Origin of the sequence: Larkinella fluvii, assembly GCF_051857545.1 — a bacterium.
In the GTDB taxonomy this organism is placed as follows: domain Bacteria; phylum Bacteroidota; class Bacteroidia; order Cytophagales; family Spirosomataceae; genus Larkinella.
Genome location: NZ_JBPZHB010000002.1, coordinates 424361 through 447879, shown reverse-complemented (window position 1 = coordinate 447879; position 23519 = coordinate 424361). Strand labels below are relative to the sequence as shown.

Below are 23519 nucleotides of genomic sequence, written 5' to 3'. Positions count from 1 at the left end.
AAGACAACTGCGAATGGTTTGGTCTTTACGCTCACGTCTCACCTCTCTTGTCTCGTTTCATCAATGTCCTCCGGCTCCAATGGGAAAGGCCGCTTCTTCCGCCTGATTGGTTTCTTTCACCAGGAAACACGCCCCGGCGGCCAGAATCAGGCAAACCCCGCAAAGTGCCAGTGCATTGCGCGGATCGCTGTTCAAGACGGTCTCGTACAGAAAGCCAATCGTCATGTTGTTGATAATCTGCGGAACGACGATAAAACCGTTGAACAGTCCCATGTAAACGCCCATCCGCTCCTTGGGAACGGAGGTGGAAAGCATGACGTAGGGCATCGACATGATGGAGCCCCAGGCCAGGCCAACCAGCGTCATGCCGACCAGGAAGATGTATTTGTCGTGCGAAAACAGCATGGACAGGAAACCCAGCCCGCCGATGGTCAGAAAAACCGCGTGGGTGCTGCGTCGGCCCAACCGGTTGGCAATCGGCGGCAGCAAAAACGAGATCCCGAAACAGCCGACGTTGAAGAGGGCAAAACACAAATTACTCCATTCCAGCCCTTTGGCAAACCCTTCGGGGTTGATTTTCGCATCCGGCGCATCGAAGGCATGGCGGGCAATGGCCAGCGACAGATACTGCCACATCAGCGGCAAACCGTACCAGGTAAAGAATTTCACCCACCAGAGCTGCTTCATGGTGGCCGGCATGTGGCGAAAGGCATCGAATACTTCGGCAAACGCGTGAAAAACCCCGCGCTTTTCTTTTTTCATCCGCTCAAACTCTTCCATATTCTCGGGCGGATATTCGGTGGTCGTATACATGGTCCAGATCACCGCTCCCAAAATCGCAACACCGCCGATGTAAAACGAGTATTTAACAAAGTCGGGGATCAGATTGGCCCCCGTAGCCGCCATGGCGATGCCAAAAATCGGCAAAATGAACGGCATCAGATTGGCCAGCGTCTGCCCGAAACCGACAAAGAAACTCTGAACGGCAAACCCCAGATTCCGCTGCTGGTTATTTAATTTATCACCGATAAACGCCCGAAACGGCTCCATCGTGATGTTTAGACCCGCATCGAGCAGCCACATCAGGCTGGCGGCCATCCAGAGCGCCGACGAGTTGGGCATCATAATCAGGGCGAAGCTGGTGATGAGTGCGCCAACGAGGAAATACGGTTTTCGACGCCCCCAGCGTTTAGACCATGTCCGGTCGCTCATCGCGCCGATAATGGGTTGCACCAGCAAACCGGTGACGGGACCCGCCAGCCAGAGGATGGGAATGGCGGATTCTTCGGCATTGAGATACCGGAAAATGGGACTCATGTTGGCCTGCTGTAAACCAAAGCCGTACTGAATACCCAGAAATCCAAAACTCATGTTCCAGATTTGCCAGAAACGTAGGTGGGGCTTTTCTTTCATAAGAAAAACGACGGGAAGAAGTATGTTTAGGTTAGCGGAGGAGCCAAAAAGTGACTCGATTCTGACAATAATAAGGATTTTGTTGCAAGATTCGAAGATTGTTTTTACCTATTTTTTTATTGCGGTACTTTTGAAGATGCCTTCGTCAATGGCACTCGTTTGATGCTACTATCCTTACTTTTCTGGTCGTTGTCTTTGGCAGATTCGACGGCAAAACCATCCGCCGTTGCCGATACCGTGCAGCATGATTACTGGGTGGTTCGGTCGGTCCACATTCACGGAAACCACCGGACGCGGGAGCGCATCATCCTGCGCGAACTGGAAGTGAAAGCCGGCGATACCATCCAACGCCCGCAATTGACCGAAAAGCTGGCCTGGGACCAGCGAAAAGTCACCAATACCAACCTGTTTATCACCGTCGATGTGACGGCGAAAGAAGTCAGTGCAAGCGAGATCGACATCGAGATCAATCTAAAGGAACGCTGGTACGTTTTTGTGATCCCGGTTTTCGACCTGGCCGACCGCAACTTCAACGAATGGTGGTATGAACGGGGCCGCAGCTTCCGCCGAACGATTTACGGAGCACGTCTGAACTACAAAAATGTGACCGGCAATGCCGACAAAATCAACGCCATTTTCGAGTTCGGATTTACGCGCCGAACCCAGGTGGTCTACTCGCTCCCCTACATCGACAGAGCGCAGAAAACCGGCATCAGTTTCGGGGCGTCCTACCAGACCAACAAGGAAGTGGCCTACCGCTCGGCGCTTGATAAACTGGTGTATTTTCGAAGCGAGGATCTGATGCGCGACCGGTTTTTCACCAATGTCATCCTGACCCGCCGGAACCAGTTCTACAACTTCCACCGCCTGGAACTCCGGCTGGTTCGCAATTCGATTGCCGATACCGTTGCCCGGCTGAATCCCGACTATTTTCTGAACGGCCAGACCAAACAGCGGTATTTTCTGCTGAGCTACCTCTTCACGCACGACCGGCGCGATGCCGTGGCGTATCCGCTGCGGGGGCATTACCTCAACCTGACCGCCAATCAATACGGGCTTCTGCCGTCCGACAATGTGCGGCTGATTGAAATTATGGCGAATTATACCCGCTACTGGCCACTGGGCGCGAAGTTTTACGCCAGCAACAGCGTGCGGGGCAAACTTTCGTGGCCCGAGCGTCAGCCGTATACCAACCTGCGCGGTCTGGGCTATTTGTCGGATTTTGTTCGGGGCTACGAGTTGTATGTAATCGACGGGCAACGGTATGGACTGGTTCGCAACACGCTGAAATACCAGTTGCTGAACGTTCGAAAACAGGTCCGATGGATGCCGATGAAACAGTTCAATACCGTTCCGCTGGCGTTGTACCTCAGTCTGTTTGGCGATATGGGGTATGTCAACAGCACGCTGGCGCAGGAATACAACAGCCGTCTGGCGAATTCGTGGCTCTACGGTGGGGGCTTGGCACTGGACGTTGCCACGTTTTACAACATTGTGGGGCGCATCAGTTACTCCGTCAACCGGCAGGGCCAGACCGGTGTTTTCTTTAACTTCACCTACGATTTGTAAAACCGCTTCCCGGCAAAACGCATCCCAAAAACCGGCTAACGGTTTTGCGTATCGCTATTCCTTCGTAACTCTCCGGTATTTCTCCACAATGATCCGGTCAATTCCCAGTTTCTCCAGTTTTTCAACGCCTTTTTGAATCAGCGTATCCCCGTGTAGTTGCACCACAAATTCGAACTTGTGATTTTCCCACGCTTTGTCAATGAAATACTCCAGGTTTTCAGTATAGACGCTGTCCACTAAGGTGTAGCTGCCCCCGCCTGCCGTAAACGCCGGAGCAGTCGAGTCTTTTTCTGTCGGCAGGGCGTGGTTGAGGAAGGCGAAATGGGTTGAATTGATAATTTTAATCATTTTCTGTTTCGGATTAAACGTCGAAAACGTCGAATCCTTCTCGGTGGCGGTAGCCGAAATCAGTTCCCAGGTGCCGACGAGTGGCAACGCGCCAGGTTTGGTTTCACAGCCGGCAAAGGCAAGACTTAGGGCAATCAGGGCTAATGTAAAGGTGAATTTCATGTTTACTTGGGGACGGTTTTTCGTTATCTTGTCAATCGGTAAAGGTAGTGGTCTTTGCGATTAATTTCTCACCTTGTCGGTCAGTGTAATTTTGATTGGCTACTGACATTCAGCCCTAAAAATGAAACCCAGAACCGTCCATTTTAACCCGTCGGATTTCGAACCCGTACGAACGATTGCGCTCCGCTTTCCGGGAACCGAAGAAAGCGTTTCGCACGAAAATACGCCGTCTATCAAAGTGCGGGGCAAACTGATGTGTCGGTTGCACGAATCCGGCGAATTTATCCCCATCCGGCTCGATTTTGCCATCCGCGATGCTTACCTCGACAGCCATCCCGAAATTTTTCATCTGCCGGATCATTTCAAAGGCTACCCTTATGTCTGCATGTGGATCCATCCATACGACCGGAAATTGCTGGCTGAAATTCTGGAACTCAGTTGGCGGGGGCTGGCCACCAAAAAGCAACTGGCGGAATGGGAAGCCCGAACGGGTTCATCCGAACCCCGCTGAACCGGCTTAAAACCAGGCTTGCTATGAAAATCGGAATAGCCCAGACCCGCCCCGTCAAAGGTGACATTGCGCACAACATTGCCAACCACCAAACCCTCATCGACCTTGCCGTTTCCGACGGCGCCGACCTCCTCATTTTTCCTGAGCTATCTCTGACCGGCTACGAACCGGAACTGGCCGCCGACCTGGCAACGACCCCGGACGACAACCGGTTCGATGTTTTTCAGACCCGCAGCGACGCCCACCGGATTACGATTGGCGTAGGCGTCCCGATCCGAAGCGAGGAGGGCATCTGGATCAGTCTGCTCATTTTCCAACCGCATCAGCCCCGGCATCTGTATTCAAAAGCGTACTTACACGCGGATGAAGAACCGTTTTTTGTCAGCGGGCAGAGCACCCTGTGTTTTCTGGGCGACAAAGCCAACATAGCTCTCGCCATTTGCTACGAATTGTCGGTTCCGGAACATTCGGAAAAGGCCTTCCAAAACGGCGCAACAGTCTACCTGGCCAGCGTGGCAAAGTCGGCCCCTGGCATGGAAAAAGCCAGTGAAACGCTGTCTGCGATCGCCAGAACTTACGCCATGACGGTTTTTGTTTCCAACTGCGTGGGCTATTGTGACAATTTTGAAAGTGCCGGTCGCTCAGCCATCTGGAACACCAAAGGCGAATTAATCAGACAACTTAATGACGTTGATGAGGGGATTCTGATCATCGACCTGGAAACCGGAACCGGATTATAACACCAGGAGGAGCCATTGGAAAGGACTGAGAAAATTCTATTTTTTCATCTCCCGACTCGCCACCAACCCCACGGTTTCCGAATGCCGAATCGCTTCGGAACTGTGGCTGAAATAACAGCATGGCACCCCGGCAGCAACAATCTGATCGACAAATTCCTGGGTTCGAACGCCATTCTGCCTGTGAACCCGGCGCAGATACACACACCGGATTTGATGCGGAAAATGGGAGACCAATGAACTGTAGATGTTGGGATCTTCCTGCGTATCGTCGCCCAGCAGCACAAATTTCATTTCCGGGAAGGCTTCCAGAATCCGGACAATCCGGGCAAATTTGGTTACGTGTTTATTCTGACCGGTTTTCCAGACTTCGCGAAACCGTTTGATCTGGCTCAGGAGGTAAATCCCGTTGGGCATGTCATTTTTTTCGCAGAACGTCAGAATGTAGTCGTACAGGTTCCATTCACTGCTCGACACGTAGAAAAACGGGTTTGTCGCATTCCCTTCCGTTCCGGCGCGAGCCAGCAGTTGGTAATGCGTCACCACATCCTCAAACGGATCGCGGCTATGGGCGTTTTCGGTCAGCAGAACGTGCAGCCGCTTGCGGAGGTTGGACGAGTGCGAAATCAGAAACGTATCGTCGATGTCGGAAACAATACCAAACTGGGTCGAATGCGGCCGGTAGACTTCACCCTGCCCCGTAGCAACCGGATCGTCGGGCCCGAGGTTGGCCGTAATCAAATCGACTTTCACCGGATGCCAGCCGGGCGTGAAGGGTTCATCAGGCGTCCATTCCAGCCGAAAAAAACCGTCTTTTTCGGTAACAAACCGCACATCTTCCGCAATACCCCTCACTTTGACGGTCGCGCCCGAAACCGGCCGCATCATAAAAAGCCGCAGCAACGCAAAAGTGTTGATCCAGAAATTCTGCCGGTATTTCTGGCGGGGCATCGGGCTCACCCGCAACACATGACCAAACACCACAACCTTCTGCTGGTGGACGTAGCCCCGGTACACTTTCACCACGGGCTTGTCCGAAATTCGGAGCCACGTTAAGATTTTATCTTTTATTCCGCCACTTGCCTTCATTCTTTGTTTATTACAGATAGTTAATCTGCTTTCGGTTTACGGTATTCGGTTTACGGTGGCTACCGCAGGCCGATGTTGAATGCGGCAGCCACCGTAAACCAAATACCGTAAACCGAAAACTAATTCTAATTAACTCAGGAACATGCCGGAAGCTAAAAAGTTAAAATTTCTGTTCGCCATCAACCCGATTTCCGGCGGACAGGACAAATCGACCTGGGAATCAGGCATTCGTTCTTTCTTCGAAAAACAACCGCATTCGGCTAATCTGTTCCTCCTGGACGGTAAAAACGACGACAAGGAACTTCCAAAACTCATCGAATCCTACCAACCCGACCGATTGGTGGCTGTGGGTGGCGATGGCACCATCAAATTCGTGGCCGAACATGCCCTAACCGCCAACCTGCCGATGGGAATTCTCCCGGCGGGCTCGGCCAACGGCATGGCCAAAGAACTGGGCATTCCGTCGAGCCTGGAGGAAAGCCTGGAGGTGGTGGTCAATGGAGTCGAAAAACCGATCGATTTGATTGGCATCAACGGCACCGAACACTGCCTGCACCTGAGCGACATCGGCATGAATGCCCAGTTGGTCAAGTATTTCGAAGAAGGCAAGATGCGGGGCAAACTCGGCTACGCGCGGGGCGTATTGCGGGTGTTGATGCGGAGACGGCTGCTGCGCATTCAGGTCAACACGGGCAACGAGGTGGTGCACCGGGCGGCTTTCATGGTGGTGCTGGCCAACGCCCGCATGTACGGAACGGGGGCGGTGATCAACCCCGATGGCGACGTGGCCGACGGCAAATTTGAGGTGGTGGTCATTCGTAAACTCTCGTTGCTGGCCATTTTCCGGATGTTCATCCATTTCCGGCCGTTCGATCCCAAACACATCGAAATATTCCCGGCGACCTCCGTTCACATCATCACCAAACGGAAAGCTTATTTTCAGATCGACGGCGAATACCGGGGCCGAATCCGGGAAATCACCGCCGAGATTGCGCCGGGCTTGTTGCGGGTGCTTTTGCCGGAAAACACATCGGTTTAGCTTTCTAGGACTTTCGCTTTTGCCCCGTTCCCCTAAAGGGGACTTGGACGCAGATCTTCCGGATTCTGAAGTCCCCTTTAGGGGAACGGGGCAATTTGTCACTGTGACGAAATGATCAGACATAAGTCTTACTTTCTTCGCTTCGAACAAAACCCCGGGTTTGCCGATTTCCACCCGTTATTGATCCAAAACCGCCAGTTGTTAAATCAGGGTAGCATGCCCTACCCTGCTGCCCTACTTTTGAGCCATCGTTTAACGCAAAACAACGCAACAATGGCTAATGTAAAAACCGTGATCGATGAATGGGCCGTTAAAGACCTCGAAGATGGTTCGTCGCTGAAAATCGCCGTTCTCGGTTGTACGGAACTGGGCAACGAGTCACGACCCGGCATTCAGGTCATCTATATGGGAACCATCATCAACTACGAACCCCTGTTTGTGGAACGACTGGCCTATCAGGCGCACAAAGCGGGGGTCGATGAGTACCTGCTGGAAAGCTACTCCTGGATGGTTCACGAAGATCAATACATCAAAAATTCGCTGGTGCTGGGTTTTCCGCTGAAAGCCAAAGTGGAAGTCAAAACCCGCTCCTCAAAACCCATCATTAAAGAATACGACCTGCCGTTTGAAGTGTAGAAATAGACAAGAGAAGTAAGAAAAGAGAGTATCAACTTAAATTTCAGTAGTCTCCTGTCTCACGTCTATCTTCTCTAATCTGAATAAAACATTGAAACCATATCCACACCATCGTAAAAAACAAACCCGGTTGATCAGCGTTTGCCGATCAACCGGGTCTTTTGTTACCGTACGCATCGTAGCGCCCCTCTATTATTTTGCCCCCACGATCAGTTCGTGCCTGTCCTCGGCGGTTTGCTGAGTAAACGGCATTTTGCGAAAGCTTACCTGGCTCATTGCGTCTTTCTCATACACCGCCAGGCAGGATGACTCATACTTTTTATCAAAATGGGGCCGCTTCGGAAAAACCTGCGTGGGCGCGGGCCGACTTTCCGGAAAGAAATAGACTTTGGTGGTTCCGTATTTGGTGTACAGCATAAAATCGCCGTATTGCCGCATTTCCTCCCAGAGCGTATCCTTCACCATCACGGCATAAATCCGGACGATGGGGCCGGTATTGTTCTCATTCCGGTACATCGCCACTTCCCGGTAGGTTCCTTTCAAGTCATTGATTCCGGGTTCTGAGCCCGCATCATAGACCATGTAGGCCACCAGCAAAGCCACGAGTCCGAACAGGATGTATTTTCCTTTTTTACCAACCATTTTTATTTCGCACTCACCATGAGTTTGTACATTTCGTCGGCCACCAACTGATTCCCGGTATCGTTCAAATGCACCCGGTCGGTGGTCAGAATGCCTTTTTCGGCATTGGTGGGGTTGTTTTTCAGGTTATACGCCAGAAAAGCCTTCCGCAGATCGCAGAGGGGCAGATTATGCCGGGCGGCCAGTTCGCGGATCAGCGTGGAATAGTGCTGCAAATCCCCATCCTGATCGTTGGAATAATCGGTTTTTTCTCCAATGACCGCGGGCGTGCAGAGAATAACCTTGCTGCCAGCCGCCTGTAGTTTTTTGATTACCGCATCGTAAAACTTCACGAACTTGTCGGGGTCGGTGCCGGTGCCGTAGGTGCGTTTGTGCCAGACGTCATTCACGCCCACATACACAAACGTAACCGTCGGCTGTTTGGCCAGAACATCCTCATCCATGCGCAGAAACAGGTCGTAAATTTTGTTTCCACCAATACCGGCGCCAACCAGTTCATATTCATTCGACAGGTTCTGTTTCTTCAGCATGTCGCCAATGCGGGTGATGTAACCGCCGGGCTTCACACCCGCCTGCGTAATGGAATCACCAAAAAAAACAACGCGAACCGGTTTCGACGGGGTGAGTGCCAGCCACATGAAGGTGAGCAGGAGAATAGGGAACGTACGCATGATCAATTTGTGTCAGGTTAGGGGGTTGGTTACAGCGTGTTAGTACGTAATCCGGCGTTTACGGGCTTCAATGGCCCAGCGACCGGTGGTTTCGCCATTCAGAATTACTTGGGCTTCGTCGTGCAGCGCCACCGTGGGGCAAATGTGATACGGCACCCCGTACAATACATCGCCAACCTGAAGGGCATCCCAGTTTTCAACCTGCAAAACGAGGTGTTCCTCGCTTTGTCCGGTGATTTCGTAGCCCGTCAGGTTCAGAAACTTCACCCGTTTCGCCAACGGATTTTCGGCGGCTACGGCTTTGTGTCCCAGATCGGTGGTCACCACACCGGGTGCCGGTTTTGACACCACGCGGGTGAGCAGCAGGGCGGCCCATTGAAAGTGCTGCTCGGTCAGTAAAGCGCCGTAGCCCCAATCCCACAACAGGCAGGTTCCGGGGCTGCACCAGACGTTGGGGCGGTGGGCATGGTTGGAAAAAGTCGGCGTTCCTCCCACGATCATTACCGGGCGCGGTTGCCCTTCCTGCTCCAATTTGTCGGCCAGCACTTCCAGCGGTTTGATGGCCGCATCGGCATGAACCTGGCGAAGTGCCACGTCCGCATCCCGAATGTGACCGTCGTAGCCATGAAAACCGCGCAGGTCCAGCCGGTCATCGGCTTTCAATTGCCGGTACAAGGCTTCCAGTTCATCATCGACGACGTGGCCCGTGCGGTTCATGCCAAGGTTTACATCAATGTAAATCACGGGTTTATGAACGGTTTTCTCGAACTCCCTCGCCAGTTCCTCCGCCGACGCCAGGTTGTCGACCAGCGACGCCCATTCGACCCAGTTGTAAGCCTGCACCAGTTCGCAAAACCGGTGGAGTTTCGGGCCGGTCAGTTGGTAGGAAATCAGGACGTGTCGTGCGCCGGTATCGGCCAGCATTTCGGCTTCGGCGATGGTGGCACACTTGAATTTGGTGATGCCCGCTTCGACCTGCATTTTGGCAACTTCCGCCATTTTGTGCGTTTTGACGTGCGGAATCAGCTTGTCGGCGTCGCCATCCACCATGTCCAGCATGGTTTTGATGTTGTCGGCAATGCGTTCGGGATAGATCAACAGGGCCGGGGAATCGATCAACTGAACGTTGTGAACCAGGTATTCATCCATGAAAAACAGGAATTGGGTTTTAGTCCGCCAGTTCGAACATCACTTCAATTTCGACCGGGATATTTTCCGGCAGGGTGCCCATGCCGACGGCCGAGCGAACGCCAACACCATTGTCTTCTCCCCAAACCGCCACAAAAAGCTCACTACAGCCGTTGATGACAAACGGATGCCGCTCAAAGTCGTCCGTTGCATTCACCATGCCCAGCGTTTTGATGACGCGTTTGATTTTGTTCAGGGTGCCAAACTTGGCTTTCAGGGTTGCCAGAATGGTCAGGCCAACCTGCTGAGCCGCCAGTTTGCCTTCGTCGATGTTCATATCGGCCCCAATGCGGCCGATGATGCGGCTTCCGTCGTTTTTCACCGGCCCATGGCCGGAAACGTAGACGAATTTGTCGACAATCAAACACGGTTTGTACACGCCCATCGGCTTCGGCGCGGGCGGCAGGGTCAGCCCCAGTTGGGCGAATTTTTCGTCAGGAGTCATAAGTGCAGGTTCTGCGAGATGGTCAGGCTCAGGCCCAAATGTTAAGTTTTTATCGGGTTCAGGCCCGAGATTCAGATACATGTGCGAGGTGTATTCCATATAAACTAGTTGGTTTTCAGTTTTTGGTTTACGGTTTTCGGTGGCTGACGCAGGCTGTCCACGAATGCGTCAGCCACCGAAAACCGTAAACCAAAAACTGAAAACCGTCTTTAAACCACCAAATTTAATGCTAAAACGCCCAACAGTCCCACAATGGAGACAATTGTTTCCATGACGGTCCAGGTTTGTAGCGTTTCTTTGATGCTCAGGTTAAAATATTCCTTGAAAAGCCAGAAACCGCCGTCGTTCAGGTGCGACATCATCAGGCTGCCGGAGCCAATGGCCAGCACCATCAGTTCCGGTTTGATATTGGGGTTCCCTTGAATCAGCGGCAGAATGATCCCGACGGTTGTCAGGCCCGCTACGGTAGCCGAACCGACACAAACCCGGATGACGGCGGCAATGCCCCAGCCCAGCAACAGGGGCGAAATATCCACGCCCTGCAACATAAACCCGATGTATTTGCTTGTTCCGCTGTCGATAAAAATCTGCTTCAACGCCCCGGCTCCGGCAATCACCAGCAAGACCGGCGAAGCGGCTTTGATGGCTTCTTCGAGGTCTTTCATGACCACTTTCATCGTCTGCCCCCGCTGAATGCCCAGCGTATACACCGCCACCAGCACCGACAGCAACATCCCGATATACGGCTCGGCCAGCAACGTAACGACCTGATGACCAGCAGAACCTTCCGTGAAAACCGCCTTCAAGGGGCCGGTCAGCGTCAGCAACAGAACCGGCAACAGTGCTACGAAAAAGCTGATACCCGCACTGGGCAACTGGTCTTCGGGAATCACTTTGACGTTGAAAAGATCCCGGTCAATTTTGGGTTGGTATTTCGACAGGGTTTTTCCGAAAATCGGCCCCGCAATGACAATCGCCGGAATCGAGACGATGATCCCGTAAATCAACGTCCGGCCAATGTTGGCCCCCAATTGCCCGGCAATGGCCGCGGGCGACGGGTGCGGAGGCAGGTAGCCGTGGGCCACCGACAAAGCCGCCAGCATCGGAACGGCCACGGTCATCATCGGCAAACCCGACGAAGCCGTGATCGTGACGATCAGCGGAAAAACGATGATAAAACCGGCGTTGTAGAACAGGGGAATCCCGATGATAAAACCGGCCAGGGCCAGACCCCAGCGAAGGTTTTTGACCCCAAATATTTTAATCAGGACGTTGGTAATCCGCATGGCGGCTCCGCTTTCGGCGACCAGTCGGCCCAGCATGGCTCCAAATCCGACGATCAGAACCAGTTCGCCCAGCGTTCCGCCGATGCCCGTCTGAATGGATTTGCCAACTGCCGCAACATCCATTCCCGACGCCAGCCCAATGGCGAGCGACACCAGAACGAACGAAATGAACGTATCGATCTTGACAAAGGCGATCAGAAATACCAGGGCCAGAATGCCCAGAAAAGTGAGTAGAAGTGGCATTTAGGAAGATTGAGGTTATTTAGGAGGGCGTAAGATAGTAATGAGTTATGAATTATGAGTTATGAGTTATGAATTATACGCGTCAGCTCATTCGTCGTTCATCGTTCATCATTCATCATTACGTTCAAAACTGCTTCCTCCAGCGGCACATTTACGTCGAACGGAACGACGCGCAGGTGCAGAGACTCGTCGTAGCCGAAGAGATCGAGCGGCTGTTGAAAAAGCGCAGTGGCCGGGTAAATCAGAACCAGTTCAGAAGCTTTGTATTTTTTGCCGTAGGCATATAACTGGTACAGATCGGCCTGGTCGATGCCGTAGTTTCCGGCGGAATTGGTGGCATCGATTCGTTTCCATTTGGTATCCAGAACCGTCGTTACGCCGTTCTGGCGCAGAATAAGATCCGGGCGCAATTTGAACTTCCGCAGTCCGCTGTGGTTATCGATCAGGTGCTGCGACGCTTCCTGTACAACGAGGTCGCCCGTGGTGACATACCGTTTAAACCCGGCCGCAACGTAGTCTTCAAAAACCCGTTCCATCGGAAACAAGAGCGCCAAATTCAGGTGTTTACCAGCCGCCAGACCCAAAGCCCGGCCACTCAGCAGGGCTTCGGCCCAGCGCAAAGCCGGTTGATAGTGTACAAAAAGCCGGTTGCCCGTCGCAACGGTCCGCAAATCCTCCGCAATCCGGTCCGACGGCGGGATGTCATCCATCGCAAACAGCAGTTGACGGATGCGGCTCTGGTTGGGAACCGTCCGGGCGCGGGTCTGCACAAATTCTAGAGCGGATTTCAGCAGGCGGTTGGGGGGGAGATTGGTCGTATGCTCGTCGAACGTGACGACCATACGCTCGGCGTGGTAGCGGTTTTGCCGGATCTGCTCCGCCAGTTCCAGCTTCCCTTTCAAAAACCGCTGATTCGTCGTTTGCGACACATATGACTTCTGCAAGCCCCGCGTCAGGAGCGGGGTCACTTCGTCCAGAAACATCGCGATAAAAACTTCCCACAAGGGTAGTCGGCTGATGCCCAGCCGCACTGACTCGACAGGTCGAAACGGGCTGTTGCGCAGATGAAGCAACATTCGCAGCAGGGCGGCACGGGGGCCGTCCGGTACTTCGCCGGCGGTTTTGGGCAAAATCTCAAGCTGGGTTCCGTCTCTGGTTTCGAGCAAACCGACGTAGTTTTTCACCCTAATACACTCCCGACCCCGTTGCAGAAAAAACGTCATCACCGCATCGGCTTCGTTGTCGGTCACGAAGTTTTTGAGGGATTCAAAGGCGACATCGGCCAGAAACAATTCCGTCAGCGAATTCGGCTGATCCGGAAAATCCCGGATGCGCCGGATGAGGCCGTATTCGGTAATGGAAAGCGTCATCACGTTGGTTTACCAGTGGGTACTCACTTCTTCTCAACCATTTTCCGAAACGACATCACGTACTTGCCGTCGGCCAGCAAGGTCAGGCGGTTGTTGCTGATGCGGTAGAGCGTTACGCTTTGCAAAGCTGTCAGAAAACCGCTTTCGAAGTTGTAGGGACATGCCCGACGCGTCGTCGAAAGGGCCTCGAACCGGACGTTATCGCCATCGGCTTTCACCTGGCCGTTCAGGGTATTACAGCCGGTGAATCCCTGCAACCGGTTCTCTTTCAAGTTGATGTCGAGTGTCGGAATTTGCCGGTTTACAAACTGCTCGGCGTGGAGCCGCTGCCCGCGGTAAGTTTCCAGCACCCACTGGCTGTTCAGCCGGGTCGCGCCGTTGAGAAACGTTCCACAACCGCTGTAGCGCTGGCCGTTGGCTTCAATCGTCACGCCGTACGCGAAGGTCTGGCCGGAACGGGTATCCCGGCACACCACCGGACTAATGACCACCTTCAGTCGCCCCTCGCGCCGGGTGGCCGCTGCCGAACGGCTGGCGGATCGGCTGTTTGACCCGGTTGCACTGGCGATCAGCGGGGCATCGAACAGAATACCGTTACCACGCGGATCGCGTTGTGACTTGGGGACGGCGGCCGTCAGCAGCGGGCCGTTCTGGGTCTGAAAACGAATGATTTTGGCAAAATCAATGTCCAGCGTCCAGGTCGGTGTGGCGCCCTGGGCTGTAAAGTCAACGCCCTGCCGCCGTTTGCTACCCGCGTCCATCGCCATGATGTCGACGGTTTCCGCTGGTTTTGATGCCTCTGAGGGTGGTTTTCGGCAACCATCTGCCAGCACCAGGAAGCCGCTCAGGTAAACAAGTTGTGCCAGTTTTTTCATAATCCGATGCGTTACTTCCAGAACGTTACGCATCGGATTTTGTTGAATACCGCCTAGGAACTCAATCGAACGGGCTGCCGGGTGCGGGTCGATTCGTAAATGGCCTCGAACAAAGCGACCACTTTGCGGCCTTCTTCGCCCGTCACCAGCGGACGGCGACCGTCGCGAATGGCCTGACCAAAATCCGCCAGTTGCCGCGAAAAATAGTGACTGGACGAATCGACACTGTTGAAAACCGCATCATCTTCCGCTTTCCAGACCAGCCGCTGATCTTCTTCGCCCACCACCGACCACACATCGTTGTAGGGTGCATCCTGAATGCCCGTCATGCCTGCGATGAACATCGATCCGCCATCGGTCTGAACGCCAATCGACGCACCGTTCTGGCCGTGAATATGCACTTTTCCGTAGAGTCCCGGTTTTTGCGAATTGCTGACGATCACATTGCCAATACCACCGTTTTTGAAACGAACAATGGCCACGGCGGTGTCGTCGACTTCAATGTCGGGGTGGTTGAGGTTTGCCCAAACGCCGTAGACTTCCTCCATTTCGCCCATGTACCACAGCAGCAAATCCAGTTGGTGGGGAGCCTGATTGACCAGAACGCCCCCGCCTTCGTGTTCCCACGAACCACGCCAGGGATCGCTGCGGTAGTATTCTTCGCTGCGCCAGCCGAATAGCTGCGCCATGCCCAGCACCGGTTTTCCGATTTTTCCGTCGTCGATTGCCTGACGCATCCGCATACAGGGTTCATAAAACCGCCGTTGGCTCACCACGGCGAGTTGCCGGTTGGCATTCCGGGCCGCGTTGATCATGGCATCACAGTCGGCCAGCGACGACGCCAGCGGTTTTTCGACCAGCACATTCGCTCCGGCTTCCAGGGCCGCCACGGTAACGACGCGGTGGGCGGGGTGCGGGGTGCAAACGATGCAGATGTCGACATTCTCGCGGTCGACCATGTCGTAAATGTCGGAATACGCCGTGATGCCGTATTGATTGGCAAATTCGTCCGCTTTGGTATGATTCCGGCCGTAGATGGCAACGAGTTTGGTGTCAGAAGTTTCTAAAACTGCCCGGGCGTGATTATGAGCTACTTTGCCGGGGCCGATCAGGGCGATGTTCAGGATTCGGGACATGAAAAGAATTAAATTAATTATAGGATGCAATCCAACGATTGGTTTGCCAAATGGCTCCTCTTTACAAATGTAGAAAAGTCATGAAACTACTGATTTTATTTGCGCTGATTTTAACCCTTTCCACTTCCTGTGACCGATCAAAACAAGAAGCCTCCCCTTCCGATTGGCTCTACCGGAAATGGGAGTTGGTGGAGACAAAAAGTGGTACGGAAACTTGGAAACCGGTATCGTATGTGTGGCAAATCGAGTTTCGCAGCGATGGCGGCATTCTGTATCACAACACCAAACCGCCCTGCTGTTCGCCCGTCCGATTTGAACGCAACCAACAGACGCTGAAGGTTACTGAACTATACGGAGGCCCCGGTTGTGAGTACGTCGATTGCGCATCCCCCTCGGAGTTGAAACTGGTTGCGTTAACGGCTAACGAATTGATCGTGGAGAGTGTATTTGGCTCCTCCTACCCGGCTGGTCAGTATGTTATGAAATATAAACCGGCCAACTAATCGTATCGGTCGCTGTTATTCTCTCTATTTCACCCCCGATGAAAACCGCCCTTTACGTTCTGTTCACCGCAATGGTTTTTCTGGCTTGCGACCAGTCGGACACCTACGTTTCGCCCTCCGATAAACTCTATAAACGCTGGAAAGCGGTGGAAATAGGAAAAAACGGGAAAAACTGGCGGACGTTGACCCCGCCGGAAGTGATTGAGTTTGTGGCCGATGGAACCGTTAAATACGAAAATCAGGCTAATCTTTGCTGCTCTCCAACGGAATTAACCCGGCAAAAGTCCATTCTGAAAGTGGTTAAAACCGGAAGTAACGGCCCGTACTGTGCCGGTATGAGTTGTGTTGCGATTTCCGAACTTCACATTCTGCTGCTCAGCGATACCGATCTGGTGATCGATTACTCGCACGACGGCGCTTCGATGTATTCGCTTCGTTATGAGGCTGCCCCCTAAACCAGGAAGATTTACCCTTACTGATTTTTCGTTATTCAGTGTTCGTTATTCGATATTCGTTATTTGGTGTTCGATATTCGTTATTCAATACTTAGACACAGTCCTTTCATTGGCCTGACTTGAATATCGAACACTGACAAGCAGTTTGAGTTGATCGGAAAGAGCCCTGGAAGGGCGGTCTGTCAATAGGCAACCTACATCAGCTAGTGGTAGCCCCGGAGGAGCGGTCTATAAACATTTTCAGGCCGCTCCTCCGGAGCTACCACTAGCTGATGTAGGTTGCCTATTGACAGGACAGGCCTCCGGCCTTAATTCAAACAACTTCTGAATGTTGAATAACGAATATCGAAATTATCGACCTGGGAGCAGGTTGGTTATGGCTTCAACACCACCTTGATCAATCCTTTTTCTTTTTCATACAACCGCTGGAACCAACTGGCTCCTTCGGTCAGGGGCACTTCCGCGCTCAGAATGGCTTCGACGTCGATTTTACCGGACGAAATCAGTGCCAGAGCCGCTTCGTATTCGCCGTTGATGGCGCAGGAGCCCTGCAACCGCAACTGACGGGTCACGATGGCCTGCAACGACACTTCCACCGATTTCGACAGATTCCCCACCAGCGTCACCGTTGCGCCTTTCCGAACGCAGTCGATGGCGGTTTTTACAGCGGGCGCAATGCCAACGACTTCAAACGAAACATCGGCCCCGCGTCCGTGGGTCAAGGCCTGAACCTCCGCCGTAACGTCTTTCTCACGGGCATTGAGACCGACGGTTGCACCGAGTTTCAGCGCCAGCGCCAGGCGATCATCGTCCAGATCGACAGCGATGATGGAACCACACCCCGCCAGTTTCAGCGCCTGAATGATGAAGAGGCCAATCATGCCCGAACCCACGACCACCGCCGTATCGTTCACCTGAATGGGCGTCAGACTCAGGGCGTGCAACGCCACCGCCACCGGCTCGACCAAAGCTGCCTGTGTATAGCTGACGTTGTCGGGAATCTGGTAGAGGATGTGCTGCGGCACCACGATAAACTCTGCAAAAGCCCCCTGCCGACGAAAATCCGGGGTTGAAACCCCCAGGACTTCACGACCGTCACTGAGGTTATACATGCCTTTCCGACTGTACCAATCGTCTAAGGAATAGACGGTGGAGTCGAAGGTTACCCGGTCGCCAATGTGCCAATTTTTAACGTTTTCGCCGGTTTCCACCACGATCCCGGCGGCTTCGTGCCCCATCACAATGGGAGGAATCCGCCGGCCACTGCTGCCGTCCATGCCGTGGACGTCGCTGCCGCAAATCCCTACGGCCTGGACCTTCACCAGCACATCGGATGGGCCGGGGCTGGGGCGGGGAAGGTCTTGTAATTCAAAGTGTTTGTACTCAGTTAGGACGAGAGCTTTCATAATTTTTGACGGACCCGCAGAATTAAATTCTACTTTTTTGTGGTGAACAGAAAACTGTAACACAAAAACGTGAACTTTCGTCCACCGATACGCCATTATTTTTGATAAATAGAAATAAAGGCTTCTTTCGGCACCTGCTCATACTGACGCCGGAGCAGATGTGGATTGATTTCAAACGTAACCACTTCGGTCAGGTCATCCGGTTCTTCCCCAAAAACTTCTTTGGTTAAAGCCGGTCGATACTGCTTTTTTACCCAAATTAATTTCTGATCGGGGGCTTTCCCCCAGGCCGGATTATCGCCCAAAACGAACTGAATCTTCCGCCAGTCGTTGTAAAAATATTCCTGCAACAACGGTATAATCCGGTCACTGAACGCATCGCAGAGTTCGGCATGTGACTGAATGTTCATCAGATAAGCATGACCAATCAGGTGATCGCGGTCGTACAGGTATTCAATTCGTTCGTTCACCAGTCGCAATACTTCGCCCAGATCGACCCCATCGACCACGGAAAGCAGCGTAGGGTCGGGCAAAACCTCCCGAAAATGAAACCGGCGACGCAAGGCAATGTCTAACAAGGCAATAGAACGGTCGGCGGTATTCATGGTGGCCACAATGTACAGGTTGGCCGGAACCCCAAACCGCTCCTGCGAGTAGGGCAACGTCAATTCTACTTCATGGGCGGCTCCCAGCCGTTTGTCGGGCTCGATCAGGGTGATCAGTTCACCAAAAACCCTGGAGATATTAGCCCGGTTGATTTCGTCGATGACCAGCACCTGCGCATCCGCCTGCGCCAGTTTTCGCTGCCGGTTTTCGGCCGAATCGTTCAGGCAATCGGCCATCGTGGCATACCCGGCTTTTTGGAGAGCAGCCAGACACGACTTGTAGAAAATACCTTTGCCTACTTTATAGCTGATCTGCCCGCCACGGGTTTCGGGCCGGATTCCTTCCAGAAACTCTTCGTAACCAAACGACGGATGGAACGTAATCCATTCGCTGGAAAAAGCCTGGCTCAGTTGTCGGGCTTCGTACGATTTGCCGGTACCGGGTGGGCCGAAAAGAATAAAATTCTGGGGAATAGCAGGTCTGGCCGCAACGGTTTTTTCATACACTTCCGGTTCTTCCGCCACCCGATCCCAATCATCCGTCGACCGATCAGGCCGAAGCAGGGCCGTCATGATCTCACCCCGAATGGCCTCATCATCAGCAGCCTGGTAAATAAACGGGTTATGACTGGCCGTATGCGGACCGCGTTTGGTCGTCACCAGCAGCTCCATCAGGCAATCTTCCCAGCAGCTCCGCAGCACGGGATGGTTCAGCAAATGATCCGACGATTGCCCAATCACGATGGAAATATAATCCGACTTCTCCGACAACGGCACCACATCCACCACCGCGATCGATTCGATCCGCTCCCGGCATCCTTTCTTCACCGTGAGCCAGTATTCGATCTCACCCTGACGTGGTCGGAACAAGCGCAGGGCCAGGAAAAAGTTGATGTGTGCCGAAATGCCCTTCCGATCCCGGTCGACCACAAACGCCAGCCGGGCATCGCCATTGGGCAGATTGACCATATCGATCAGTTCCTTAAGCAACCCGAAGTATTTCCGGGCCGCTTCCGGCTGATCGATGGTCCGTAATTTTTCAAGAAGCTGGTGTCGCTGCTGGGTCAGGGTCATAGTCTGGTTTGGTATCCCGCCTGTCGAAACTACGACATTTTGATAAATAGTTCGTATTTTGGCGGTTCATTGTTGTTCTGGGCATCTTTACACATGAAAAAATGGTTTGGCTACGGAGGGATAGCCCTGATGTTTGTTGCTTGTACGCTCAAAGACCCCAGTCCGGCCGACACGGTTTGTCTGGTTACTGAACTGGTTCGCTATCAGCAAAAAGATGATGATCAGCAGGAAACTGGCCGACAAACCTTTGCCTATAACAATGGCCAGCTCACTTCATATACCAGTACGACACCCGACCGCTCTATTTCATTTCGATTTGACTACTTGGGCGGAAAAATCGCATCCGCTTATACCGAAGACCGTTCGATCGTACTGAGTCTCGATTACAATGCCCTCGAACGCGTCGAAAAAGCATCGTATGTGGTCAACAACAAGGAACAATCCGTGTTTTCACTTTTTTACGATTCCGTTGATCGTACGGTCCGTTTAATCCGCCTGGTCGAAACGCGGGTGACGTTGCCGACCAATTCCTTCATTGCCAGCCGGACGTTTCAGTTCTCGTACGATACCATTGCCCGGAATACCGTAGATCTGGTTTCACAATCGGTTCAGAATGGGTACAAAGATGGTTCACGAACCGAAGAAGAATTGACGTTTGAGCAAAGTGCCGACAATCATTCGCCCTTTTACGACTCGGGGCAGGCCATTGTGCTGGCCCTGCTGGCTCTGACCAACCCCACCGAAGCAGACGTCGCACGATACTTGCAACGTTATGACTGTAAGGGATTTATCCGAAAAACCAAGGATACCAACGGAGCTGTTATCCTGCAGGAATCCAGTCAGTTTACGACCAATTATGATGTAAATTTCAACCCGCTTCAGGCCATTCAACTTTCCCGCTTGTCGGTTCCGGCCGACACCTTTCCCGCCGACCGGCACTACCGGCAAACGTACCAGTACAACTGTGTGGAATAAGTGTTCTTGATTCCGGTTTCTAGTTCAGGGCTTCGAACAGGATTTCCGCCGGATGTTGGGCCACTCGCCCCGTTCCGTCTTTGATCTGATGGCGGCAACTGGTTCCGGGCGCGGCAATGAGCACCTCGGCGGGCTGCTCACGGACCGTCGGAAACAACACCAGTTCACCCACCTGCATCGACAGCGTGTAGTGTTCTTTTTCGTAGCCAAACGACCCCGCCATCCCGCAGCAACCGGAAGGAATCAGTTGCACCTCATAGTTTTCGGGCAATGACAGCATTCTTTTCGTTGGCACCTGCGAGGCCAGGGCTTTCTGGTGGCAGTGTCCGTGTAGCTTGATCAGTCGTTTTTCGGACGTGAAGGCGGTTTTGGTAATGTTGCCCTTGTCCATTTCCTGTGCAATGAATTCATCGACCAGCAACGAATGCTTGGCCAGATGCTGGGCGGCTGCTTTTAATTCCGCAGGCATCAAATCCGCGTATTCGTCCCGGAATCCCAGAATGGCCGACGGTTCGATGCCGATCAACGGGGTTTCAGCCGTGATCAGGTCCTTCAAGCGGTTTACGTTTTCGATGGCTATCTTCTGCGCATCCCGCACCAGGCCTTTCGAAAGATACGTCCGTCCGCTTTCCAGATGGTCGGGAATGATCACGTCATAGCCCAGTCGTTCAAGCAGTTGGATAGTTTTCTGTCCGACTTCCACGTCGTTGTAATTCGTAAATTCATCGCAGAAGAGGTAGACGGTTTGGCGGTTTTTATGCGCCGGAACGTCCCGGTTTTTCCACCATTTCTTCAAGGTCGTTCCCGCCAGTTCCGGCATGGTTCGATCCGGGTGAAAACCGGCCATCCGGTTGGCAATCCGCCGAAGCGCGGGCGTGTCATAAATCGCGTTGTACGCCCAGGGAGCCACACTCGCCAGCGACATCAGTTTCGTAAAATTACCAATCAGACGGGAGCGCAAGGGCGTTCCGTTGGCGTCGTAATAATGCTGCAAAAACTCCGCTTTCATCCGGCTGATATCGACACTCGACGGACACTCGGATTTGCACCCTTTGCAGGACAAACACAGATCCATCACTTCCTTGATTTCTTCGTGATCGAACTGGTTGGCCTTGCTGGAGTTGGTCAGAAACTGGCGGAGGATGTTAGCCCGCGCCCGGGTGGTGTCCCGCTCCCGGCGGGTTGCCATGTAGCTGGGACACATCGTTCCCCCTGTGACAGCGGTTTTTCGACAATCCCCTGATCCGCTGCATTTTTCGGCCAGATTGAGAATGCCGTCTTCCGCCGAAAAATCAAAAATAGTGTCGATCGGAACCGGTTTCTGATCGGGCTGATACCGCAAAAATTCGTTCATCGGCGGGGTATCCACAATTTTCCCCGGATTAAAAATGCGCTGCGGGTCCCACATCCGCTTGATGTCCTGCACCAACTGAAAGTTAGCGTCGCCAATCATGTACGGAATAAACTCACCCCGCAAGCGCCCGTCGCCGTGTTCGCCCGACAGCGAACCACCGTATTTTTTTACCAGCTCCGCCGTATCGGCCAGCAAGGCCCGAAACTGCAACCGGCCTTCATTCGATTTCAGGTTGATCAACGGCAGCACATGGAGTTCTCCCGCACCGGCGTGGGCCGAATATTCGAGCGTCAGGCCGTGCTTTTCGGCGGCCATTCGGTCCAATTCGTCAATGTAATCGGGCAGATCGCGGACATCCACGGCGCAATCTTCGATAACGTTCGCCGGTTTATCATCGCCCGGAATGTTATACATGATGCTCAACCCGGCCTTCCGCAGGTTCCAGGCTTTCACCGCTTCCTGATCGAACAAAATCGGAAAGGCGTAACCTAACCCTTTCTCCTTCAACGCAGTAATAAGGCGATTGGCTTTTCCGGTGACGGCTTCAACGGTATCATCAAAAAACTCGACCATCAATACCGCCTTGGGATCACCCTCGACAAAATCCCGGTTTTTGGCCTGCTCGATGTTGCCTTTGGTCAATTGCAGAATGTAATCGTCGACCAGTTCAGAAGCCGAGCAGCGGTGCTCCAGCGCCACCAGATTGGCTTCCAGCGATTGCCGGATGGTGACAAAATGGGCGCAAACCAATGCACTTTTTTTCGGCGGCAACGGCAGCAGGTTCAGTTTGGCTTCGGTAATAAAACACAGCGTTCCTTCCGAGCCCGCAATGAGTTTGCAGAAGTTGAAGGTCTGGTCGGGATTTTGCTCAAAAAACGGCAGTAATTCATCGAGCGCGTAGCCCGTATTCCGGCGGGTGATGGTCGGCTTGGGAAAACCGGCCCGGATCTGTTTCTGATTTTGTGATCCACTGAGCAGGTCGCGAACCTGTTGATACAACCGCTGTTCGAGCGGACTCACGACCCCAACACCCCGGCATTTGCCGTCAAATTCGTCACGACTCAAACTCCGGAACGTCACTTCGGCACCATCGCTTAAAATCGCTTTCACTTCCAGCAAATGATTGCGCGTGCTGCCCCAGACAATCGAGTGCAGCCCGCAGGAATTATTGCCGATCATTCCTCCGACCATCGCCCGGCTGGCAGTGGAGGTTTCCGGGCCAAACATCAAACCGTGCGGTTTTAAAACTGCATTCAGATCGTCGCGGATCACACCCGGCTGAACCCGAACCCATCCCGCTTCGGAATTGATTTCCAGTACGTTCGAAAAATATTTGGAACAGTCGGCTACGATTCCCCCACCGACTACCTGCCCGGCCAGCGACGTTCCGGCGGCTCTCGGAATCAGTGACGTCTGGTTTTGGCGGGCAAACCGCACCAGCCGTTTGATGTCTTCCGGCGTTTTGGGAAGGGCAACGGCCAGCGGTTTTTCCTGATACACCGACGCGTCCGTCGCATAGAGCAGGCGCATGGCTTCGTGTTCGGGAGATTGGTCGTGGTAGAGTTCTCCCTCGAACGACTGTGCGAGTGATGAAAAGGTAGGGGCGGGAATTTTAAACATAAAAGGCGAAAACCGGTCTGGGAACCGGCGAAATTAGGAACGAATGTCTTGAAAAAAAACAAAAGGCCGACCGCAGTTCATCAGCCCCGAAAAAAGATCCCATCTCCACAGCAGACAATTTTCACCAAAAATAGTTTATAGCCTACAAACCACTCACTTGAACGACA

General features: G+C 53.1%; 22 protein-coding genes. 8 read left to right on the top strand and 14 right to left on the bottom strand.

Annotated features, from left to right (window positions below; all coding sequences use genetic code 11):
- Positions 1 to 60: 60 nt before the first annotated feature.
- Positions 61 to 1371, bottom strand: coding sequence for an MFS transporter (locus ACS5NO_RS05890; RefSeq protein ID WP_439414268.1), 1311 nt, complete (start codon positions 1369 to 1371; stop codon positions 61 to 63).
- A gap of 204 nt (positions 1372 to 1575) precedes the next feature.
- On the opposite strand from ACS5NO_RS05890, the gene ACS5NO_RS05885 reads away from it, so the two are divergent.
- A complete protein-coding gene (locus ACS5NO_RS05885) occupies positions 1576 to 2982 on the top strand; it encodes a BamA/TamA family outer membrane protein (RefSeq protein ID WP_439414267.1) in 1407 nt (468 codons plus the stop codon).
- Between the two features lie 54 nt (positions 2983 to 3036).
- Here the strand turns inward: ACS5NO_RS05885 and ACS5NO_RS05880 are convergent, their stop codons facing one another.
- Complete coding sequence (locus tag ACS5NO_RS05880; RefSeq protein ID WP_439414266.1) at positions 3037 to 3492, bottom strand: DUF4488 domain-containing protein; 456 nt, start codon at positions 3490 to 3492, stop codon at positions 3037 to 3039.
- 121 nt (positions 3493 to 3613) lie between these two features.
- Here ACS5NO_RS05880 and ACS5NO_RS05875 point away from each other — a divergent pair, with 121 nt between their 5' ends.
- Together ACS5NO_RS05875 and ACS5NO_RS05870 are read left to right on the top strand one after the other, a co-directional pair.
- Positions 3614 to 4003 (top strand): MmcQ/YjbR family DNA-binding protein, encoded by a 390-nt coding sequence (locus ACS5NO_RS05875; RefSeq protein ID WP_439414265.1) that lies wholly within the window; start codon positions 3614 to 3616, stop codon positions 4001 to 4003.
- 23 nt (positions 4004 to 4026) lie between these two features.
- Complete coding sequence (locus ACS5NO_RS05870) at positions 4027 to 4743, top strand: carbon-nitrogen hydrolase family protein (protein WP_439414264.1); 717 nt, start codon at positions 4027 to 4029, stop codon at positions 4741 to 4743.
- A 36-nt stretch (positions 4744 to 4779) separates the two neighbouring features.
- Here the strand turns inward: ACS5NO_RS05870 and ACS5NO_RS05865 are convergent, their stop codons facing one another.
- A complete protein-coding gene (locus ACS5NO_RS05865; protein WP_439414263.1) occupies positions 4780 to 5829 on the bottom strand; it encodes an App1 family protein phosphatidate phosphatase in 1050 nt (349 codons plus the stop codon).
- Between the two features lie 142 nt (positions 5830 to 5971).
- Here ACS5NO_RS05865 and ACS5NO_RS05860 point away from each other — a divergent pair, with 142 nt between their 5' ends.
- Both ACS5NO_RS05860 and ACS5NO_RS05855 read left to right on the top strand, forming a co-directional pair.
- Positions 5972 to 6868, top strand: coding sequence for a diacylglycerol/lipid kinase family protein (locus tag ACS5NO_RS05860; RefSeq protein WP_439414262.1), 897 nt, complete (start codon positions 5972 to 5974; stop codon positions 6866 to 6868).
- A 273-nt stretch (positions 6869 to 7141) separates the two neighbouring features.
- Positions 7142 to 7504, top strand: coding sequence for a hypothetical protein (locus ACS5NO_RS05855; protein ID WP_138989488.1), 363 nt, complete (start codon positions 7142 to 7144; stop codon positions 7502 to 7504).
- Positions 7505 to 7696: 192 nt separating this feature from the next.
- On the opposite strand, the gene ACS5NO_RS05850 is transcribed toward ACS5NO_RS05855, so the two are convergent.
- The 8 genes from ACS5NO_RS05850 to ACS5NO_RS05815 all read right to left on the bottom strand — a co-directional run bounded on the left by ACS5NO_RS05850 (position 7697) and on the right by ACS5NO_RS05815 (position 15360).
- Positions 7697 to 8146 carry a hypothetical protein gene (locus ACS5NO_RS05850; protein ID WP_439414261.1) on the bottom strand — a complete coding sequence of 150 codons (450 nt, stop codon included), beginning with the start codon at positions 8144 to 8146 and terminating at the stop codon, positions 7697 to 7699.
- Positions 8147 to 8148: 2 nt separating this feature from the next.
- Positions 8149 to 8817, bottom strand: coding sequence for an SGNH/GDSL hydrolase family protein (locus ACS5NO_RS05845; RefSeq protein WP_150875927.1), 669 nt, complete (start codon positions 8815 to 8817; stop codon positions 8149 to 8151).
- 39 nt (positions 8818 to 8856) lie between these two features.
- Positions 8857 to 9966: a D-TA family PLP-dependent enzyme gene (locus ACS5NO_RS05840; RefSeq protein WP_439414260.1), complete on the bottom strand. Its 1110-nt coding sequence runs from the start codon at positions 9964 to 9966 to the stop codon at positions 8857 to 8859.
- 19 nt (positions 9967 to 9985) lie between these two features.
- Positions 9986 to 10450 carry a RidA family protein gene (locus ACS5NO_RS05835; RefSeq protein WP_138989492.1) on the bottom strand — a complete coding sequence of 155 codons (465 nt, stop codon included), beginning with the start codon at positions 10448 to 10450 and terminating at the stop codon, positions 9986 to 9988.
- 209 nt (positions 10451 to 10659) lie between these two features.
- Complete coding sequence (locus ACS5NO_RS05830) at positions 10660 to 11979, bottom strand: gluconate:H+ symporter (protein ID WP_138989493.1); 1320 nt, start codon at positions 11977 to 11979, stop codon at positions 10660 to 10662.
- Positions 11980 to 12077: 98 nt separating this feature from the next.
- A complete protein-coding gene (locus ACS5NO_RS05825; RefSeq protein WP_439414259.1) occupies positions 12078 to 13349 on the bottom strand; it encodes an McrC family protein in 1272 nt (423 codons plus the stop codon).
- 23 nt (positions 13350 to 13372) lie between these two features.
- Positions 13373 to 14224, bottom strand: coding sequence for an META domain-containing protein (locus ACS5NO_RS05820; protein ID WP_439414258.1), 852 nt, complete (start codon positions 14222 to 14224; stop codon positions 13373 to 13375).
- 53 nt (positions 14225 to 14277) lie between these two features.
- Positions 14278 to 15360 carry a Gfo/Idh/MocA family protein gene (locus ACS5NO_RS05815; RefSeq protein ID WP_439414257.1) on the bottom strand — a complete coding sequence of 361 codons (1083 nt, stop codon included), beginning with the start codon at positions 15358 to 15360 and terminating at the stop codon, positions 14278 to 14280.
- Between the two features lie 80 nt (positions 15361 to 15440).
- Between ACS5NO_RS05815 and ACS5NO_RS05810 the strand changes: the two genes are divergently transcribed.
- Together ACS5NO_RS05810 and ACS5NO_RS05805 are read left to right on the top strand one after the other, a co-directional pair.
- Positions 15441 to 15863: a hypothetical protein gene (locus ACS5NO_RS05810; RefSeq protein WP_439414256.1), complete on the top strand. Its 423-nt coding sequence runs from the start codon at positions 15441 to 15443 to the stop codon at positions 15861 to 15863.
- 38 nt (positions 15864 to 15901) lie between these two features.
- The gene (locus tag ACS5NO_RS05805) at positions 15902 to 16318 is read left to right on the top strand and encodes a hypothetical protein (protein WP_439414255.1); all 417 of its coding nucleotides are present in this window, start codon (positions 15902 to 15904) and stop codon (positions 16316 to 16318) included.
- 374 nt (positions 16319 to 16692) lie between these two features.
- Here ACS5NO_RS05805 and ACS5NO_RS05800 read toward each other — a convergent pair whose 3' ends face one another.
- Both ACS5NO_RS05800 and ACS5NO_RS05795 read right to left on the bottom strand, forming a co-directional pair.
- Positions 16693 to 17724: a galactitol-1-phosphate 5-dehydrogenase gene (locus tag ACS5NO_RS05800; protein ID WP_439414254.1), complete on the bottom strand. Its 1032-nt coding sequence runs from the start codon at positions 17722 to 17724 to the stop codon at positions 16693 to 16695.
- A gap of 95 nt (positions 17725 to 17819) precedes the next feature.
- Complete coding sequence (locus tag ACS5NO_RS05795) at positions 17820 to 19403, bottom strand: McrB family protein (protein WP_439414253.1); 1584 nt, start codon at positions 19401 to 19403, stop codon at positions 17820 to 17822.
- A 93-nt stretch (positions 19404 to 19496) separates the two neighbouring features.
- Between ACS5NO_RS05795 and ACS5NO_RS05790 the strand changes: the two genes are divergently transcribed.
- Positions 19497 to 20378 carry a hypothetical protein gene (locus tag ACS5NO_RS05790; RefSeq protein WP_439414252.1) on the top strand — a complete coding sequence of 294 codons (882 nt, stop codon included), beginning with the start codon at positions 19497 to 19499 and terminating at the stop codon, positions 20376 to 20378.
- A 19-nt stretch (positions 20379 to 20397) separates the two neighbouring features.
- Here the strand turns inward: ACS5NO_RS05790 and ACS5NO_RS05785 are convergent, their stop codons facing one another.
- Positions 20398 to 23352: an FAD-linked oxidase C-terminal domain-containing protein gene (locus tag ACS5NO_RS05785; RefSeq protein WP_439414251.1), complete on the bottom strand. Its 2955-nt coding sequence runs from the start codon at positions 23350 to 23352 to the stop codon at positions 20398 to 20400.
- Positions 23353 to 23519 lie beyond the last annotated feature (167 nt).

What these genes read in the sequence shown, in the direction of transcription:
- ACS5NO_RS05890 (WP_439414268.1), bottom strand. Translation starts at nt 1,371, where the DNA reads ATGAGTTTTGGATTTCTGGGTATTCAGTACGGCTTTGGTTTACAGCAG.
- ACS5NO_RS05885 (WP_439414267.1), top strand. Translation starts at nt 1,576, where the DNA reads ATGCTACTATCCTTACTTTTCTGGTCGTTGTCTTTGGCAGATTCGACG.
- ACS5NO_RS05880 (WP_439414266.1), bottom strand. Translation starts at nt 3,492, where the DNA reads ATGAAATTCACCTTTACATTAGCCCTGATTGCCCTAAGTCTTGCCTTT.
- ACS5NO_RS05875 (WP_439414265.1), top strand. Translation starts at nt 3,614, where the DNA reads ATGAAACCCAGAACCGTCCATTTTAACCCGTCGGATTTCGAACCCGTA.
- ACS5NO_RS05870 (WP_439414264.1), top strand. Translation starts at nt 4,027, where the DNA reads ATGAAAATCGGAATAGCCCAGACCCGCCCCGTCAAAGGTGACATTGCG.
- ACS5NO_RS05865 (WP_439414263.1), bottom strand. Translation starts at nt 5,829, where the DNA reads ATGAAGGCAAGTGGCGGAATAAAAGATAAAATCTTAACGTGGCTCCGA.
- ACS5NO_RS05860 (WP_439414262.1), top strand. Translation starts at nt 5,972, where the DNA reads ATGCCGGAAGCTAAAAAGTTAAAATTTCTGTTCGCCATCAACCCGATT.
- ACS5NO_RS05855 (WP_138989488.1), top strand. Translation starts at nt 7,142, where the DNA reads ATGGCTAATGTAAAAACCGTGATCGATGAATGGGCCGTTAAAGACCTC.
- ACS5NO_RS05850 (WP_439414261.1), bottom strand. Translation starts at nt 8,146, where the DNA reads ATGGTTGGTAAAAAAGGAAAATACATCCTGTTCGGACTCGTGGCTTTG.
- ACS5NO_RS05845 (WP_150875927.1), bottom strand. Translation starts at nt 8,817, where the DNA reads ATGCGTACGTTCCCTATTCTCCTGCTCACCTTCATGTGGCTGGCACTC.
- ACS5NO_RS05840 (WP_439414260.1), bottom strand. Translation starts at nt 9,966, where the DNA reads ATGGATGAATACCTGGTTCACAACGTTCAGTTGATCGATTCCCCGGCC.
- ACS5NO_RS05835 (WP_138989492.1), bottom strand. Translation starts at nt 10,450, where the DNA reads ATGACTCCTGACGAAAAATTCGCCCAACTGGGGCTGACCCTGCCGCCC.
- ACS5NO_RS05830 (WP_138989493.1), bottom strand. Translation starts at nt 11,979, where the DNA reads ATGCCACTTCTACTCACTTTTCTGGGCATTCTGGCCCTGGTATTTCTG.
- ACS5NO_RS05825 (WP_439414259.1), bottom strand. Translation starts at nt 13,349, where the DNA reads ATGACGCTTTCCATTACCGAATACGGCCTCATCCGGCGCATCCGGGAT.
- ACS5NO_RS05820 (WP_439414258.1), bottom strand. Translation starts at nt 14,224, where the DNA reads ATGAAAAAACTGGCACAACTTGTTTACCTGAGCGGCTTCCTGGTGCTG.
- ACS5NO_RS05815 (WP_439414257.1), bottom strand. Translation starts at nt 15,360, where the DNA reads ATGTCCCGAATCCTGAACATCGCCCTGATCGGCCCCGGCAAAGTAGCT.
- ACS5NO_RS05810 (WP_439414256.1), top strand. Translation starts at nt 15,441, where the DNA reads ATGAAACTACTGATTTTATTTGCGCTGATTTTAACCCTTTCCACTTCC.
- ACS5NO_RS05805 (WP_439414255.1), top strand. Translation starts at nt 15,902, where the DNA reads ATGAAAACCGCCCTTTACGTTCTGTTCACCGCAATGGTTTTTCTGGCT.
- ACS5NO_RS05800 (WP_439414254.1), bottom strand. Translation starts at nt 17,724, where the DNA reads ATGAAAGCTCTCGTCCTAACTGAGTACAAACACTTTGAATTACAAGAC.
- ACS5NO_RS05795 (WP_439414253.1), bottom strand. Translation starts at nt 19,403, where the DNA reads ATGACCCTGACCCAGCAGCGACACCAGCTTCTTGAAAAATTACGGACC.
- ACS5NO_RS05790 (WP_439414252.1), top strand. Translation starts at nt 19,497, where the DNA reads ATGAAAAAATGGTTTGGCTACGGAGGGATAGCCCTGATGTTTGTTGCT.
- ACS5NO_RS05785 (WP_439414251.1), bottom strand. Translation starts at nt 23,352, where the DNA reads ATGTTTAAAATTCCCGCCCCTACCTTTTCATCACTCGCACAGTCGTTC.